We start from the raw sequence: 14,277 nt of genomic DNA on the forward strand, positions 1-14,277 counted from the left end.
ATGATCGCCATTATTGATTATGGAATGGGTAATTTACATAGTGTGAGCAAAGCGGTTGAACGGCTCGGCTATGAAGCGGTTGTGACGGGAGATCCGGAACAAATTCTAGCAGCAGAAGGCGCGATCCTTCCCGGTGTCGGCGCATTCGGTGATGCGATGGAGCATCTACGTGAATCTGGACTGGATGAGGTCGTTAAGCAGTATGCGGCGTCTGGAAAGCCTACGATCGGCATTTGTTTAGGGATGCAGCTATTGTTCTCCAGCAGTGAAGAGCATGGACAGCATGAGGGGCTAGGGCTTCTGCCAGGTACGGTTGTACGTTTCCGCGGAGACTACAAAGTGCCGCATATGGGCTGGAATCGTCTGAGCTATAAGCAGAGTGAGAGTCCTATTTTCAAAGGGATTGAAGAAGGGCATGTGTATTTCGTACACTCCTACCATGCAAAGCCGGAGCGGGAAAGCGATTTGTTGGCTGTGACTGACTATTATCAACCTGTAACAGCAATTGTTGGTCGTGACAACGTCTACGGCATGCAGTTCCACCCAGAGAAAAGCGGCGATATCGGTATGCAGCTATTGGGTAATTTTTTAACTCTGTGTAAATAACGCGGAAATAGTCTCAAGGAGGTGCTGAGCATGTTAGCCAAAAGAATTATCCCTTGTCTTGACGTCAAGGATGGCCGAGTGGTGAAAGGCGTAAATTTCGTGAATTTACGTGATGCTGGTGATCCGGTTGAGCTTGCGGCAATTTATGATAAAGAAGGCGCGGATGAGCTGGTGTTTCTCGATATTTCGGCTTCGGTCGAAGGGCGGGCAACGATGGTTGAGGTCGTTCGTCAAACAGCAGGCGAGATTACAATTCCGTTTACTGTAGGCGGCGGGATTTCAAGTGTCGATGATATGAAACGTCTCCTTCGTGCAGGCGCGGACAAAATCGGAATCAACACGGCAGCGGTGCTTAATCCTCAGCTTGTTTCGGATGGTGCACGGAAGTTCGGTTCCCAGTGTATTGTGGTAGCCATTGACGCGAAGTTCAATCCCGAGTGGGGCGAGTGGGAAGTGTACACGCATGGTGGACGCAAACCGACAGGCATTAAGACGCTGGAGTGGGCGAAGCGCGTAGAGGAGTTAGGTGCAGGTGAAATCTTGCTGACGAGCATGGATGCGGACGGAACGAAGGATGGCTTTGATTTGAAACTGACACGTGCTGTATCCGAGCTGCTAACGATTCCTGTGATTGCTTCTGGCGGAGCGGGAAAAGCGGAACACTTCTACGATGTGTTTACCGAAGGCAAGGCCGATGCAGGGCTGGCGGCAACGATTTTTCATTACAAAGAATTAACGATAGACGGGGTCAAAGATGACCTGAAAGGTAAAGGGGTTGAAATTCGATGACATTTTCAGTGGATCAAATTAAATACGACGCGCAAGGACTTGTCCCTGCCATCGTGCAAGATGCGGTAAGTAAAGAAGTGCTGATGCTGGCTTACATGAACAGTGAGTCCTTGCAGCGCACGATTCAAACGGGGGACACTTGGTTCTGGAGCCGTTCACGTAATGAGCTTTGGAATAAAGGGGCAACTTCCGGTCATACGCAAAAGGTAAAAGCGCTTCGCTACGACTGTGATGCGGATACGCTGCTTGTACTTGTTGAGCAAGTAGGACCTGCTTGTCACAATGGTTCGTACACTTGCTTCACTTCGAACATCGCAGTGGAAGGTTCTGTTGAGGAGGCTGCTACTACTACTGGCGGTGATCGTTTCGCTATTTTGGCTGAACTTGAAGCTGTTATTGCTTCCCGTGACGCGGAGCGTCCTGAGGGTGCGTATACGACATACCTTTTTGAAAAAGGTGTCGACAAGATCCTCAAAAAAGTGGGCGAAGAAACAGCAGAAGTCATTATTGCAGCTAAAAATAAAGACAATGAAGAGCTTCGTTATGAAGCGAGCGATCTTATTTTTCATTTAATGGTTCTTTTGCGTAATAATAAATTGCCATTGGATGATATTATGAAAGAGCTGGCTAATCGTCACGTCAAAAAATAAAGTAAACGACCTGGAGTGAATTCACGATGTTGATTGATTATCATACACATCATGTGCGCTGCGGTCACGCCTCTGGGGAACTGGAGGAATACGTCAAACGCGGCATCGAGATCGGGCTTACCCAATTGGGGCTTTCTGATCATATGCCGCTTTTGCATGTCGACCCGCAAACATATTGGCCAGAAATGGCGATGCCGATGGAGGAGCTTCCACGTTATGTGGAAGAATGCCTTCATCTCAAGGAGAAGTACAAGGATCAGATCGATATTCGCGTGGGCTTAGAAGGCGATTATGTAGAAGGCTTTGAAAGTGAAATTGCTGCCATCATTAACGCATACCCATGGGATTATGTGATCGGTTCGGTTCATTTTCTAGGCGACTGGGATATTTCTGATTTTAGACAGCTGGCAGGTTGGGAAGGTAAGGATATTTTTGCAGTTTATACCCAATACTACGAGGCAGTGAAGAAAGCAGTTCGAACCGGACTGTATGACTATATCGGTCACATCGATATGATCAAACGATTTGGTTACGTGCCAGATCGCGATACGTGGGAATTGGAGAAAGCAGCATTAGATACCGTTAAAGAGTATGGACTTGCGATTGAGTTGAATGCATCAGGCCTGCGTCATCCATGTAAAGAGATGTTTCCAAGCCGCCGCATGTTGGAATATTGCCATAAGGTGGGAATTCCAGTGACGCTTGGATCGGATGCGCATCAGCCGGAACGGTTGTCTCAGTATTTGGATGAGGCTAGAGAGTCATTAAAAGCGATTGGATTTAACGAAATAGCCACATTTTCTGCTCGAAAACGACATCTTGTGACTTTTTAAATTCGACACGTATCATGTATAATGAATAGGACTATATAATCTATTTAATGAACCTTCGGAGGTAACCATTAACCATGCATAGCGACAATGTTAAAATTTTTTCCGGATCTTCGAATCCGAAGCTTGCGGAAAGTATTTGTAAAGAGCTCGGCCAGCCGCTAGGACAAATTAAATTATCACGTTTCAAAAGCGGAGAAATTTATTGCCTTTACGAAGAAACGATTCGTAACTGCGACGTGTTTCTGGTACAAACCTTCTCCCATCCGATTAATGAGCATATGATGGAGCTTTTGGTCATGATGGATGCGGCGAAAAGAGCATCTGCAAAAACGATCAACCTTGTCATCCCTTACTATGGTTACTCTCGTCAAGAACGTAAAGCAGCTCCGCGTGAACCGATTTCAGCTAAATTAGTCGCGGACTTGTTTGCTTCAGCAGGCGCAACTCGTGTTGTTACGATTGATCTCCATGCGCCAGCGATCCAAGGTTTCTTCAATATTCCTGTGGATCACCTGACAGCACTTGATCTAATTAGTGATTGCATTAAAAGAAAAAATTTACCGAACCCCATTATCGTTTCTCCAGATGCGGGTCGTGCGACAACAGCTGAGAAAATGGCTAACATTCTCGATGCGCCTTTCGCTATGATGATTAAGAAGCGCCCAGAGCACAATGAATCTGTAATTACACACGTCATTGGGGATGTTGCTGGACGCACTCCGATCATTATCGAGGATCTTATTGATACAGGAACAACTATCGTTAATGTTGTGGAAAGCTTGAAAGAACGCGGTGCGCTTGATGTCTACATCTGTGCAACACATCCTGTGTTCTCTGGCCCAGCGCTGCAACGTCTCGATCACCCAAGCATTAAAGAAGTTATTATTACGGATTCCATCGCGATTCCAGAGGGGCACTCTGATAAGTTTAATGTGCTTTCTGTAGCGCCTTTACTGTCCGATGCGGTTCGTATTATTACAGATGGTGGATCCCTATCGTCCCTATTCAAATACGGCGGCGTATAATAAGGAAACTTTAAAAATCACCTTTGAAAACGCGGATATTCAGAGGAGCATATTCGGCGTCGAATCTTGAACGAAATCCGGGAACTGCGGTACTCACGTAGGCTCACCTACGCTCTGTTCCTCGTTCCTCGGATTATCGTCCAACCTTCTCGGTTTTGAAAGGCGACTTTTTAAGTCTATATTGGAACAGGATCGAAGACCGTTTTATAGGCCCATATCTTACCTTCGGATAATGTTTTTGGCTTCTAGGAGATCTATGGTATAATTTGATGGTAATCAAATTGCCGGAGGTGTCTTGCTATGGAAAAGAAAAAGCGCAAATCCGAAGCGCCAAAACCAAAAGTTATCTCAATAAACATGGATGCCGCATTCTTTTTCGAGAGAGCGGTTCAATCTTTGGATCGGTTTCATTATGATAAGGCATTGAAATATTTCCGGCGGGCTGCAGAGTATGAACAGGATAACCCTGTGAATCACTGCAATCTCGCAGGAGTTCTCTCCGAAGTTGGCAATTATGACGAGTCGAACCAAATTTTGCAGCATATCCTTGAAACCATTGATCCCGAGATGACAGAATGTCACTTTTATATGGCGAACAACTATGCCAACATGGAAAACTTCGAGCAGGCAGAACAAGCGTTGGTTCGGTATTTGGAGAATGACCCGACAGGGCAATTCATGGACGAATCCGAAGAAATGATGGAAATGCTGAGCTACGAGCTTGATCGTCCCGCCCCTCTCACTAGCATCAAGAGTCGAGAAGGGCTGTTCGAGCATGATAAAGCCCGTGCGTTGCTCGAGGAAGGTAAGTTCGGCGAGGCAGTAAAGCAGTTGGAGAAATTAGTGAAGAATCAGCCTGATTTCACAGCCGCTCGCAATAATCTGGCATTGGCTTATTATTATATGGGTCAATTCGAGAAGGCGATGGAAACAATACGTGAAGTGCTGGTTATTGATCCTGGTAATCTGCATGCACTTTGCAATATGGCGATTTTCCATCAGCATTTTGGCAATAAGAAGGAACTGGCTGAGTTGACTACACTGCTAGGCAAGACGTTTCCATTCCAACAAGAACATGTGTTCAAGTTGGCTACGACGATGGGTATTCTTGCTCAGCATGAGAAAGCCTACCATCTGTTTAAACGTCTATTGAAGGCGGGGGACGGGGGAACAGATCCTTGTTTGTACCATTATGCGGCTGTTGCTGCCTGCCATATCGGTCGTTTCGCAGAAGCGTACCGCTTGTGGAAGCAGGTTCAGAAGCTAGATCCTGGTGCTGAAATTTCGAAGTTCTACTTAGAACAATTGCGGGTCAGAGAGAAGTCGGCGCTTCCGCTTACTTGGAGCTACCACTATCATCTGCCTTTCGAGGAGCAGTTCCGTGCGCTTGAGAAGTCGACGCAAGGAATCCCTGATCAATTGAAGAAAGATCCTCTTGTGCGGTCATCCTTCTTCTGGGCTTTGCGACATGGCGACGTAGAAACGAAGCTTCAAGTTATTCAAGCCTTTGGCTTGATTGCGGACAACGAAGTGAGAGACGCGCTTCAGGATTTCATTCTGGATCATAAAGAGGATGACTATTTGAAGAAGGTTGCCATATTCGTTCTGCGAAGTATGGGTATCCGCGAGTCCCTTCCAGCTTATCTCGAAAATAAGGACATTATGGTAGAGGCTTCTCCGTACTCGCCTCATCTTCCCGTATGGGATGCAACATGGCAGCGAGTGATGGAAACAGCGCTATCGCATATGCACAAGCGTTACGATATGGTTCAACAGTATGACTTAGAAATTCTGTGGGTTGAGTTTCTAACGAAGGTGTACCCGAACGTGCCGAAGATTCACAAATCTGCAGGCTGGGCAGCGGCGTTAGAATATTTGATTGCCAAAATGCATCGCCGTACGATTTCCTATCAGGAAGTAGCTACACGCTATGGCGTCACGGTTTCCACGGTCAGTCGGCATGTGAAGCATATCGACGATACCTGTGGCTTGCGTGAAAAAATGGATGCGATTTTCAATAAGTTTACGAGTCTTTGATAGCCGAGAATGATGCATCATGAAAGCCTCGGCTTTCATACATATAGATAAACTGATTGTTCTTGCCCTAAACAGCGTTGAGCAATCGCTGATCAATCACGCTAATTAAAGAGAGCTTTCCTTAGGAAAGCACCTAGGAGGGAAATCATATGTATAAATCAGTCGTAGTAGGAACAGGACCATCCGGTCTGACAGCAGCCATTTACCTGGCTCGTGCGAACCTAAGCCCACTTGTCATTGAAGGACCAGAACCAGGTGGACAGTTGACCACAACTACCGAAGTAGAGAACTTCCCAGGATTTCCTGAAGGGATTATGGGACCAGAATTAATGGAAAACATGCGCAAGCAGGCAGAACGCTTTGGCGCTGAATTCAAAACAGGTTGGGTTAATTCCGTTGAATTGACGAACCGTCCATTTAAGCTTCAAGTAGAAGGACTTGGCGAGATCGAAACAGAAACACTGATTATCTCAACAGGTGCGTCTGCAAGATTGCTTGGCATCACGAACGAGAAAGAAAACATCGGGCGCGGCGTAAGTACATGTGCAACGTGTGATGGCTTCTTCTTCCGTGGCAAAAAGATTATCGTCGTTGGTGGCGGTGACTCTGCTATGGAAGAAGCAAACTTCTTGACTCGTTTCGCTTCAGAAGTGCGTTTGGTTCATCGCCGCGATGAGCTTCGTGCATCCAAAATTATGCAAGACCGCGCTCGTGGAAACGAGAAGGTGAAGTGGTCACTGAATAACACGCCGTTAGAAGTTGTAGCGGGCGATAAAGGTGTTACTGGCCTTAAAGTGAAAAACAACCAAACAGGTGAAGATGAAATCCTTGAAACTGACGGTATCTTCGTAGCGATCGGTCATACGCCGAATACGAAGTTCCTCGGTGGACAAATCGACACAGATGAGCATGGCTACATCGTCGTGAAGCCAGGAACAACAGAAACGAACATCCCAGGCGTATTCGCTTGTGGTGACGTGCAAGATACGAAGTATCGTCAAGCTATTACAGCTGCTGGAAGCGGATGTGCTGCAGCGTTGGAAGCTGAGAAGTTCCTTGAAGGCAACAGCGTACACGACTGGAGTATTTCCTTGTAAGTCATTATTATGGCAATTCAGTTAACGTGGAGGGCTACGCTTTCCACGTTTTCTCATTTACACAGGGTGTGGATGAATCTTGACCTCCCGGCAGTGTTGTCTTATAGTGGGAACAGGAGCAAATGCCCGAAAATTTTATGATTATTCATGAGGTGACCTTGTAATGTCCAATCAAATTTATATCGGTGTAGATCTAGGCGGCACGAATATTAAAGTGGGTATTTGTGATGAGCAAGGTAAGCTTCTTAAAACGTTAGAAGGCCCTACTTCACCTGAACTAGGTGCAGAGTCGGTCCTTGAGCGTATTGCGCAATATGTACGTCAAGTAGTCGCAGAATCCGACTATTCGTGGGAGCAAGTTGCTGGAATTGGCGCGGGGTTGGCTGGATTTATGGATATTCCAGAAGGCTTCGTGAAATTCTCACCAAACCTGCAATGGCATAACGTACCTGCGAAGAAGACGCTTGAAGCGCTTCTGGGTAAACAAGTTAAAATTGATAACGATGCGAACGTAGCTGCGCTTGGCGAAGCTTGGTCTGGAGCTGGAGCGGGTATCCCTAACGTCGTGTGCTATACACTTGGAACAGGTGTTGGTGGCGGTATCATTATTAACAGTAAAATTTATCAAGGTTCTGCCGGTATGGCTGGGGAACTTGGACATATGTCCATCGTGCCTGACATTGAAGCAATTCAGTGCGGCTGTGGTCAAATGGGATGTCTTGAAACTGTTTCTTCCGCAACAGGTATTGTTCGCATGGCGAAGGAAGCGGTAGAACGCGGTGAGCGTACATCACTAGCTCTTCATGAGAAAATTGAAGCTAAGCATGTGTTTGATGATGCAAAAAGCGGAGATGAAGTAGCTTTGCGCATCGTAAATCGCGCGGCTTATTATATCGGACGTTCGATGGCGGCTCTAGCTGTTGTCATTAATCCTAAGCGCTTTATTATTGGCGGTGGTGTTTCGAAGGCAGGAGAAATTCTATTCCAACCAATTCGTGAAACGTTCATCAAGTTTACACCAGAAGCTGCAGCTGAAGGTGTTGAGATTGTTGCTGCTACACTTGGTAATGATGCTGGTGTTGTTGGAGCTGCAGGATTGAATTTACGATAGTAGGCAAGACCGGTTCGCAGATGTAGATAACAAAAGCTGATCTGCGAAAGCACACCAAAGGAAGGTGTCAAGCATGGAAGAAAACCACCCTTTAGCGAAACTGGTCATTATTACAGGGATGTCGGGTGCAGGCAAGACAATAGCTGTTCAAAGCATGGAGGATCTTGGATTCTTCTGCGTTGATAACTTACCTCCCGTCTTGATTCCGAAGTTTGCTGAATTGATCGTGCAATCGATGGGTAAAATCGGCAAAGTCGCCTTGGTTATTGATTTGCGCGGACGTGAATTTTTCACTGCGCTCCAAGAGTCCTTACGATATATCCAAGAAAATTACACCCTTAGCTATGAAATTTTATTCCTAGACGCAACGGATGGGACGCTCGTTCAGCGTTACAAAGAGAGCCGTCGCCGCCATCCATTGGCACCAGACGGAGCGCCGCTTGAGGGAATAGGTCTTGAGCGTAAGTTGCTTGAAGAGCTCAAGGGTCTGGCGACGCAGGTGATTGATACTAGCAGCCTGAAACCGGTGCAGTTGAAAGAAAGAATCATTTCCCGGTTCACCAATCTAGAAGCTAATCGCATATCTATAAATGTAATCTCTTTCGGGTTTAAGTATGGTGTCCCTATTGACGCTGATCTAATCTTTGATGTGCGCTTCTTGCCAAATCCTCACTATGTGGAGCAGCTGCGTCCGCAGACGGGTCAGGACCCAGATGTTTATGACTATGTGATGAAGTGGTCAGAGACGCAAGAATTTCTGACAAAGCTGCTCGATATGCTGAACTTCTTAATGCCTCAGTATAAGAAGGAAGGCAAGAGCCAAGTTGTTGTTGGTATTGGTTGTACAGGAGGTAAACATAGATCGGTTGCAATTACAGAATATCTAGGTAAAGTTATGGGGAACAGTGAGACTGAGACTGTGCGTCTAAGTCATCGGGATTCCGAGCGGGACCGTGTATAGACGGCTATGTGAGGCTTCGATAGGGGTTTTCTCATTAAGAGGGTGAAAGAAGTATGGAGCTTGGTCAATTACAACGTAAGCCCAGAATAGTCGTTATTGGCGGTGGAACAGGGCTCTCTGTTATGCTGAGAGGGTTGAAAGAAAAGCCGGTTGATATCACAGCTATCGTGACCGTTGCAGACGATGGAGGCAGCTCCGGTATCTTGCGAAGTGAATTGCAGATGCCGCCTCCGGGGGATATTCGAAATGTGTTAACATCGTTAGCTGACGTTGAGCCGTTGTTGTCATTGATGCTTCAGTATCGATTTCAGAATGGTACAGGTTTAGCCGGACATAGTCTGGGAAATCTAATACTAGCGGCATTGACAGATATTACAGGTGATTTTGTTACTGCCGTGCAAGAAATGAATCGCGTATTTGCTGTTCGCGGGAGAGTTCTCCCGGCTTCGAATCAAGCCATTGTGTTGAAAGCCATTATGGAGGACGGAACTTTAGTTGTTGGGGAGTCCAAAATTCCGAAGGCCGATGGACGGATCAAGAGAGTATTTATTGAACCGGCAGGGGTAACCCCACTTACAGAAGCCGTTCAAGCGATACGCGAAGCGGATGCCATCTTGTGCGGTCCTGGCAGTTTATATACAAGTTTGCTGCCGAATTTGCTTGTTCCAGGGATTGCTAAGGAGATCGTGGCATCGAACGCTGTGAAATTGTTCATTTGTAATGTCATGACACAGCCAGGCGAAACCGATGATTATTCTGTGAGTGATCATCTGGATGCGATTTATGATCACTTAGGTCAGCATTTGTTTGATTATGTGATCGTGAATAATGGTGAAATTCCACCGCAAGTGCAAGCCAAGTATGCGGAAAAAGGTTCAAAAGCGGTTCATTTAGATTTGGATGAAGTGACGAAAAGAGGATATCGGGTCATTGCAGATCGACTTGTGTTATTCCGTACTTATCTTCGTCATGATGCAGAGAAATTGAGTGACCATATCTATCAGCTCGTCGAAAGCTGGCTGTTAAGGAAGAAGTGAGTCCCTTGTCCTTTGCGGCAACAACCAAAAAAGAATTAACATTAATTAATGATTCGGAGTCATGCTGTGAAAAAGCGGAGCTGTCCGCGCTCATTCGTATGAATGGCGCTGTTCAGTTAACAAGCCAGCGTGTCGTGTTGGATGTATCCACGGAGAACGCTGCGATTGCACGGCGAATTTACTCGCTGATCAAGAAGACGTATAATACACACACGGAGTTGCTCGTGCGTAAGAAGATGCGTCTAAAGAAGAATAATGTGTACATTGTTAGGGTGCCTGGCCAAGTACAGGAACTTCTCAGTGATTTGAAGATCGTCTCGGAGGGTTTCATTTTTACGACGGGGATTAACAAGGACATTATTCGCGGCAATTGCTGCAAGCGTGCTTATCTTCGAGGAGCCTTCATGGCTGGTGGTTCTGTCAATAACCCGGAGGGATCTTCCTATCATTTGGAAATTGCTTCGATTTATGAAGAGCACTGCAAAGCTTTAACACAGCTTGCGAATAAGTTTGACTTAAACGCCCGATTCATTGAACGTAAGAAAGGGTTCGTGCTGTACATCAAGGAAGGCGAGAAAATTATCGAGTTTCTCAATATCATTGGGGCCCATCAGGCGCTGCTGCGCTTCGAGGATGTCCGGATTATGAAGGATATGAGGAATTCCGTTAATCGCATCGTGAACTGTGAAACGGCGAACTTGAACAAAACGATCGGGGCAGCCGTCAGACAAATCGAAAATATTCGATTGTTGCAGCGGGAGATCGGTCTAGATAGCTTGCCTGAGAAGTTAAGAGAGGTTGCGGAGATTAGACTTGCGCATCCTGACTTGAATTTGAAGGAAGTTGGCGACATGCTTTCGGGCAGTGTTAGCAAGTCAGGTGTGAATCATCGCCTGCGGAAAATAGACGAATTAGCCGAAAAACACCGAAATTCGTAGGAAAGTCCGGGCTGTACAACGCTTGTATAAGTTTTTCGCATTTTTTCTAGTGTACTTGAAGGAAAAATGCTATAATATTAAAACATAAGGTAAACGCTGTTATTAATAGTAATCCATATAAGCTCCACACTAGGGGGAATTAGTTCCATGTCCAGACGTCCAGTCGTTGTGAAGTTGAGAACAGGACTTCATGCCAGACCTGCGGCATTGTTTGTTCAAGAGGCGAATAAGTTTTCATCGGAGATCTTTGTTGAGAAAGATGAGAAGAAAGTGAATGCGAAGAGCATCATGGGAATTATGAGTCTTGCGATCAGCACAGGGACCGAAGTCTTCATAAGTGCAGAAGGTTCGGATGCAGAGCAGGCTGTAAACGCTTTAGTCACATTAGTCAGTAAGGAAGAGTTGGAAAACCAATAATCCTTTAAAAGCCTACCTTTCGAGGGGGCTTTTTTGCATTGTAGAAGTAAAACGCAAACTTTCTAAAAGTGTCAAAATTGTTAACAAATAGTGGCATAGGGCAACCTTTTTCATTTGGCTACGTCTAATAAACGTGGTCGTGATGGATAAGGCTATTTGTATTTCCAAATAGCGCCCCTATCCCAAGTTTGAAGAAGGAGCCGAAGTGAAATGAATGTAGTAAAGAAAGAAATGATTGCCCTACTGGCTGTACTCGTATTTCTAGTTAGTACGATTACTGCACCAGCCGCGCATGCGGTATCAACAAGTTCGTCCTTTATTTTACTTTATATCGACAAAGCAGAAGCTTTCGTGAATCAAGAGCAGATTCATCTAGAATCCCCTTCTACCATCATTGATGGAAGCACCTTCGTTCCAGCCAAATTCTTGGGTGATACATTAGGGTTTCAAGTAGAGTGGAATGATTTATCCCGTACGATTCAAATGGCACCTCCAGGTTACAACATCGTGCTTGATCCCGATCATAAGACGGTGACAACGAATGGGGTGGATGTACCCTTTAAATCCGTAGCAGCTATCGTGAATGGCAAGTTGCTTGTGAAGCTGACGTGGTTGGCTGATTACATGGGTGCAAAGTATACCTACAATAGTGAGCTAAGACGTGTAGAGATAGTACATTTTAAGGCGCCTGAGGGCATCTACATCGATCAAGATAGTAATTCTCGTCCAGTTGCCAAGTTCGCCACTGCGAAGCCTACCTACAGGCTTGGTGAGCCTGTTAAGTATTTGGATTTGAGTTATGATCCAGATGCAGAGGGTATCGTATCTTTCGATTGGACAGGTAAACAAGAGGCGTTCTTCAAAGCTGGCCAATATCCAGTAACCTTAACGGTTAAGGATGGTCATGGGCATGTGAGTAAATTATTCAAAAGCTTTGTGACTGTTGTAAATGAACCGTATTTGTCAGAAGTCGAGTACCCGATTTATATGAAGCCGGTTGGTGGTTTTATTAAAACGAACTGGACAACGATCTGGTCACATTTTAACGAGTTACCGCTGCTTCCGAAAGACGTGAAAGAAGTACAAGGACGTACGCTGCTTGTTAGCGACAGTCCAGAAGAATTTACGTCAAGCGGTATTTTGTATCAAGACAATATTAATGGTAAAGCGCGCTTATACGCAGATCATATCAATGGCACGCAACAGAAGATGACGTTTGCCATCTTTGCAACAAACAACACGGATAAGCCGATTACAATCAAAACGACAAATAAAGGCGAAGTCTACCCTTCTGTTTATGCGAATTTGATCGGCAGCGAAGCTTCGGTTGATTTCCTTCTAAACAACGTTTACACGGATACAATGACGGTTCCGCCTAAAGCAAGCTATGTATACGCCAAATTACCAGATTTCTATCCAGGTCAAGGTGTAAATTTGTTCTATGATGTCGAAACGGATGGCGAACTTCAAATGTCCTTTATCGCAACGGAAAAGATGCTGACACCAACGATCGTGAAGGAGTTGCCTCTACTCGCCTTTAATGGTCATGTTCGCGGTACTTTCCCCGTTTCCGAGATTGAATGGAAAATTGATGCTACGAGCTTTACGAAAGCCTCCAGATTAACGATCGGAGATAATAAGACGGATCCATTCGTCAAAGGCTACGACGTAATGCGTAAGCAAGTCGTAGAGAATGGTGGTAATTACGGCGTCGTCTATAAAATCCATGCCGATAAGCCGCGCAAAATGGCTGTCATGATCATGGCAAGAGGCGGCGTGTTCAAGGGACCGTTTAAAATCAACGGTGAAATCATTCCTGTTCCGTATTCCGGTGTCATTACGGCATTTGATGGCTTGGAAGTGCTGGCACGTACCACGGGCACGGAAGATGCGTTAGATATCGAGTTTACGCCTCCAGCGGGCTCAGCGTTCCCAATTGATTTGATCTTTTACCCATTGGAAGATTTGAAATAAATCCAATAAAAAAACCAGCCAGTCTTCGTTAGCTCAAATGAGCGAATGAAGATCTGGCTGGTTTTTTATTTATGAATTAGACGCGCTCGATGACTTTATCGATGAGTCCGTATTCGGCTGCTTCTTTAGCACTCATGAAGTTATCACGGTCCGTATCCTTCTCAATACGCTCGAACGTTTGTCCCGTGCGCTCTGCTAGGATCGTGTTCAGGTTATCTCTCATTTTCAAAATACGCTTAGCGCGAATTTCGATATCAGAGGCTTGACCTTCTGCGCCGCCAAGTGGTTGGTGAATCATGACTTCGCTGTTCGGAAGCGCATAACGCTTGCCTTTGGCACCGGCAGTGAGCAAGAATGCACCCATGGAAGCGGCCATGCCTACACAGATCGTGGATACGTCTGGTTTGATGAACTGCATCGTGTCGAAGATCGCCATACCAGCTGTGATGGAGCCGCCGGGGCTGTTAATGTAAAGCGAGATATCTTTATCAGGATCTTGTGCGGCCAAGAAGAGCAACTGAGCAATGATGGAATTCGCCACAACATCGTTGACACCCGTGCCTAAGAATATAATGCGGTCCTTCAGCAAGCGAGAGTAGATGTCATATCCTCTTTCACCGCGCGCGTCTTGTTCGACGACCATAGGAATAAAACTCATGAGAATGACCTCCTTGGGGTTGGGTTACCTACTATTGGGTACATACTATTTACAGTATCTACAAGTATGATAACGAAAAAACGTCTGAAGGTCAAGAAAGGTCAAACTAAACACAAAAAAAATCAGCTTCAGAGCTGATTTGGC

General features: G+C 45.7%; 14 protein-coding genes. 13 read left to right on the plus strand and 1 reads right to left on the minus strand.

Features of this window, described 5'->3' with window-relative positions:
* The 13 genes from hisH to ACSQ8O_RS36495 all read left to right on the plus strand — a co-directional run bounded on the left by hisH (position 1) and on the right by ACSQ8O_RS36495 (position 13,475).
* Positions 1 to 606, plus strand: coding sequence for an imidazole glycerol phosphate synthase subunit HisH (hisH, locus tag ACSQ8O_RS36435; RefSeq protein WP_436245719.1), 606 nt, complete (start codon positions 1 to 3; stop codon positions 604 to 606).
* 30 nt (positions 607 to 636) lie between these two features.
* Positions 637 to 1,395, plus strand: a complete 759-nt coding sequence (gene hisF, locus ACSQ8O_RS36440; RefSeq protein ID WP_436245720.1) for an imidazole glycerol phosphate synthase subunit HisF — start codon at positions 637 to 639, stop codon at positions 1,393 to 1,395.
* Positions 1,392 to 2,045 carry a bifunctional phosphoribosyl-AMP cyclohydrolase/phosphoribosyl-ATP diphosphatase HisIE gene (hisIE, locus tag ACSQ8O_RS36445; protein ID WP_436245721.1) on the plus strand — a complete coding sequence of 218 codons (654 nt, stop codon included), beginning with the start codon at positions 1,392 to 1,394 and terminating at the stop codon, positions 2,043 to 2,045. The genes hisF and hisIE overlap by 4 nt, the downstream gene beginning before the upstream one ends.
* Before the next feature lie 26 nt (positions 2,046 to 2,071).
* Positions 2,072 to 2,878, plus strand: coding sequence for a histidinol-phosphatase HisJ (gene hisJ / locus ACSQ8O_RS36450; protein ID WP_436245722.1), 807 nt, complete (start codon positions 2,072 to 2,074; stop codon positions 2,876 to 2,878).
* Positions 2,879 to 2,952: 74 nt separating this feature from the next.
* Positions 2,953 to 3,903 (plus strand): ribose-phosphate diphosphokinase, encoded by a 951-nt coding sequence (locus tag ACSQ8O_RS36455; protein WP_056611278.1) that lies wholly within the window; start codon positions 2,953 to 2,955, stop codon positions 3,901 to 3,903.
* A 300-nt stretch (positions 3,904 to 4,203) separates the two neighbouring features.
* Entirely contained in the window at positions 4,204 to 5,940 is a 1,737-nt protein-coding gene (locus ACSQ8O_RS36460; protein ID WP_436245723.1) for a tetratricopeptide repeat protein, read from the plus strand.
* 149 nt (positions 5,941 to 6,089) lie between these two features.
* A complete protein-coding gene (gene trxB, locus ACSQ8O_RS36465; RefSeq protein WP_056611271.1) occupies positions 6,090 to 7,037 on the plus strand; it encodes a thioredoxin-disulfide reductase in 948 nt (315 codons plus the stop codon).
* Between the two features lie 163 nt (positions 7,038 to 7,200).
* Positions 7,201 to 8,148 carry an ROK family glucokinase gene (locus ACSQ8O_RS36470; protein ID WP_236292866.1) on the plus strand — a complete coding sequence of 316 codons (948 nt, stop codon included), beginning with the start codon at positions 7,201 to 7,203 and terminating at the stop codon, positions 8,146 to 8,148.
* A 73-nt stretch (positions 8,149 to 8,221) separates the two neighbouring features.
* Positions 8,222 to 9,109, plus strand: coding sequence for an RNase adapter RapZ (gene rapZ / locus ACSQ8O_RS36475; protein ID WP_056611265.1), 888 nt, complete (start codon positions 8,222 to 8,224; stop codon positions 9,107 to 9,109).
* Positions 9,110 to 9,162: 53 nt separating this feature from the next.
* A complete protein-coding gene (locus ACSQ8O_RS36480; protein ID WP_056611262.1) occupies positions 9,163 to 10,146 on the plus strand; it encodes a gluconeogenesis factor YvcK family protein in 984 nt (327 codons plus the stop codon).
* A gap of 5 nt (positions 10,147 to 10,151) precedes the next feature.
* Positions 10,152 to 11,084 carry a DNA-binding protein WhiA gene (whiA, locus tag ACSQ8O_RS36485; RefSeq protein ID WP_056611259.1) on the plus strand — a complete coding sequence of 311 codons (933 nt, stop codon included), beginning with the start codon at positions 10,152 to 10,154 and terminating at the stop codon, positions 11,082 to 11,084.
* Between the two features lie 147 nt (positions 11,085 to 11,231).
* The gene (locus tag ACSQ8O_RS36490; RefSeq protein WP_028555561.1) at positions 11,232 to 11,501 is read left to right on the plus strand and encodes an HPr family phosphocarrier protein; all 270 of its coding nucleotides are present in this window, start codon (positions 11,232 to 11,234) and stop codon (positions 11,499 to 11,501) included.
* A gap of 210 nt (positions 11,502 to 11,711) precedes the next feature.
* Positions 11,712 to 13,475, plus strand: a complete 1,764-nt coding sequence (locus ACSQ8O_RS36495; RefSeq protein ID WP_436245724.1) for a stalk domain-containing protein — start codon at positions 11,712 to 11,714, stop codon at positions 13,473 to 13,475.
* 76 nt (positions 13,476 to 13,551) lie between these two features.
* Here ACSQ8O_RS36495 and clpP read toward each other — a convergent pair whose 3' ends face one another.
* Positions 13,552 to 14,133, minus strand: coding sequence for an ATP-dependent Clp endopeptidase proteolytic subunit ClpP (clpP, locus tag ACSQ8O_RS36500; RefSeq protein WP_028555559.1), 582 nt, complete (start codon positions 14,131 to 14,133; stop codon positions 13,552 to 13,554).
* Positions 14,134 to 14,277 lie beyond the last annotated feature (144 nt).

It is taken from the genome of Paenibacillus sp. LjRoot56 (assembly GCF_964253335.1).
Taxonomy (GTDB): Bacteria; Bacillota; Bacilli; order Paenibacillales; family NBRC-103111; genus Paenibacillus_E; species Paenibacillus_E allorhizoplanae.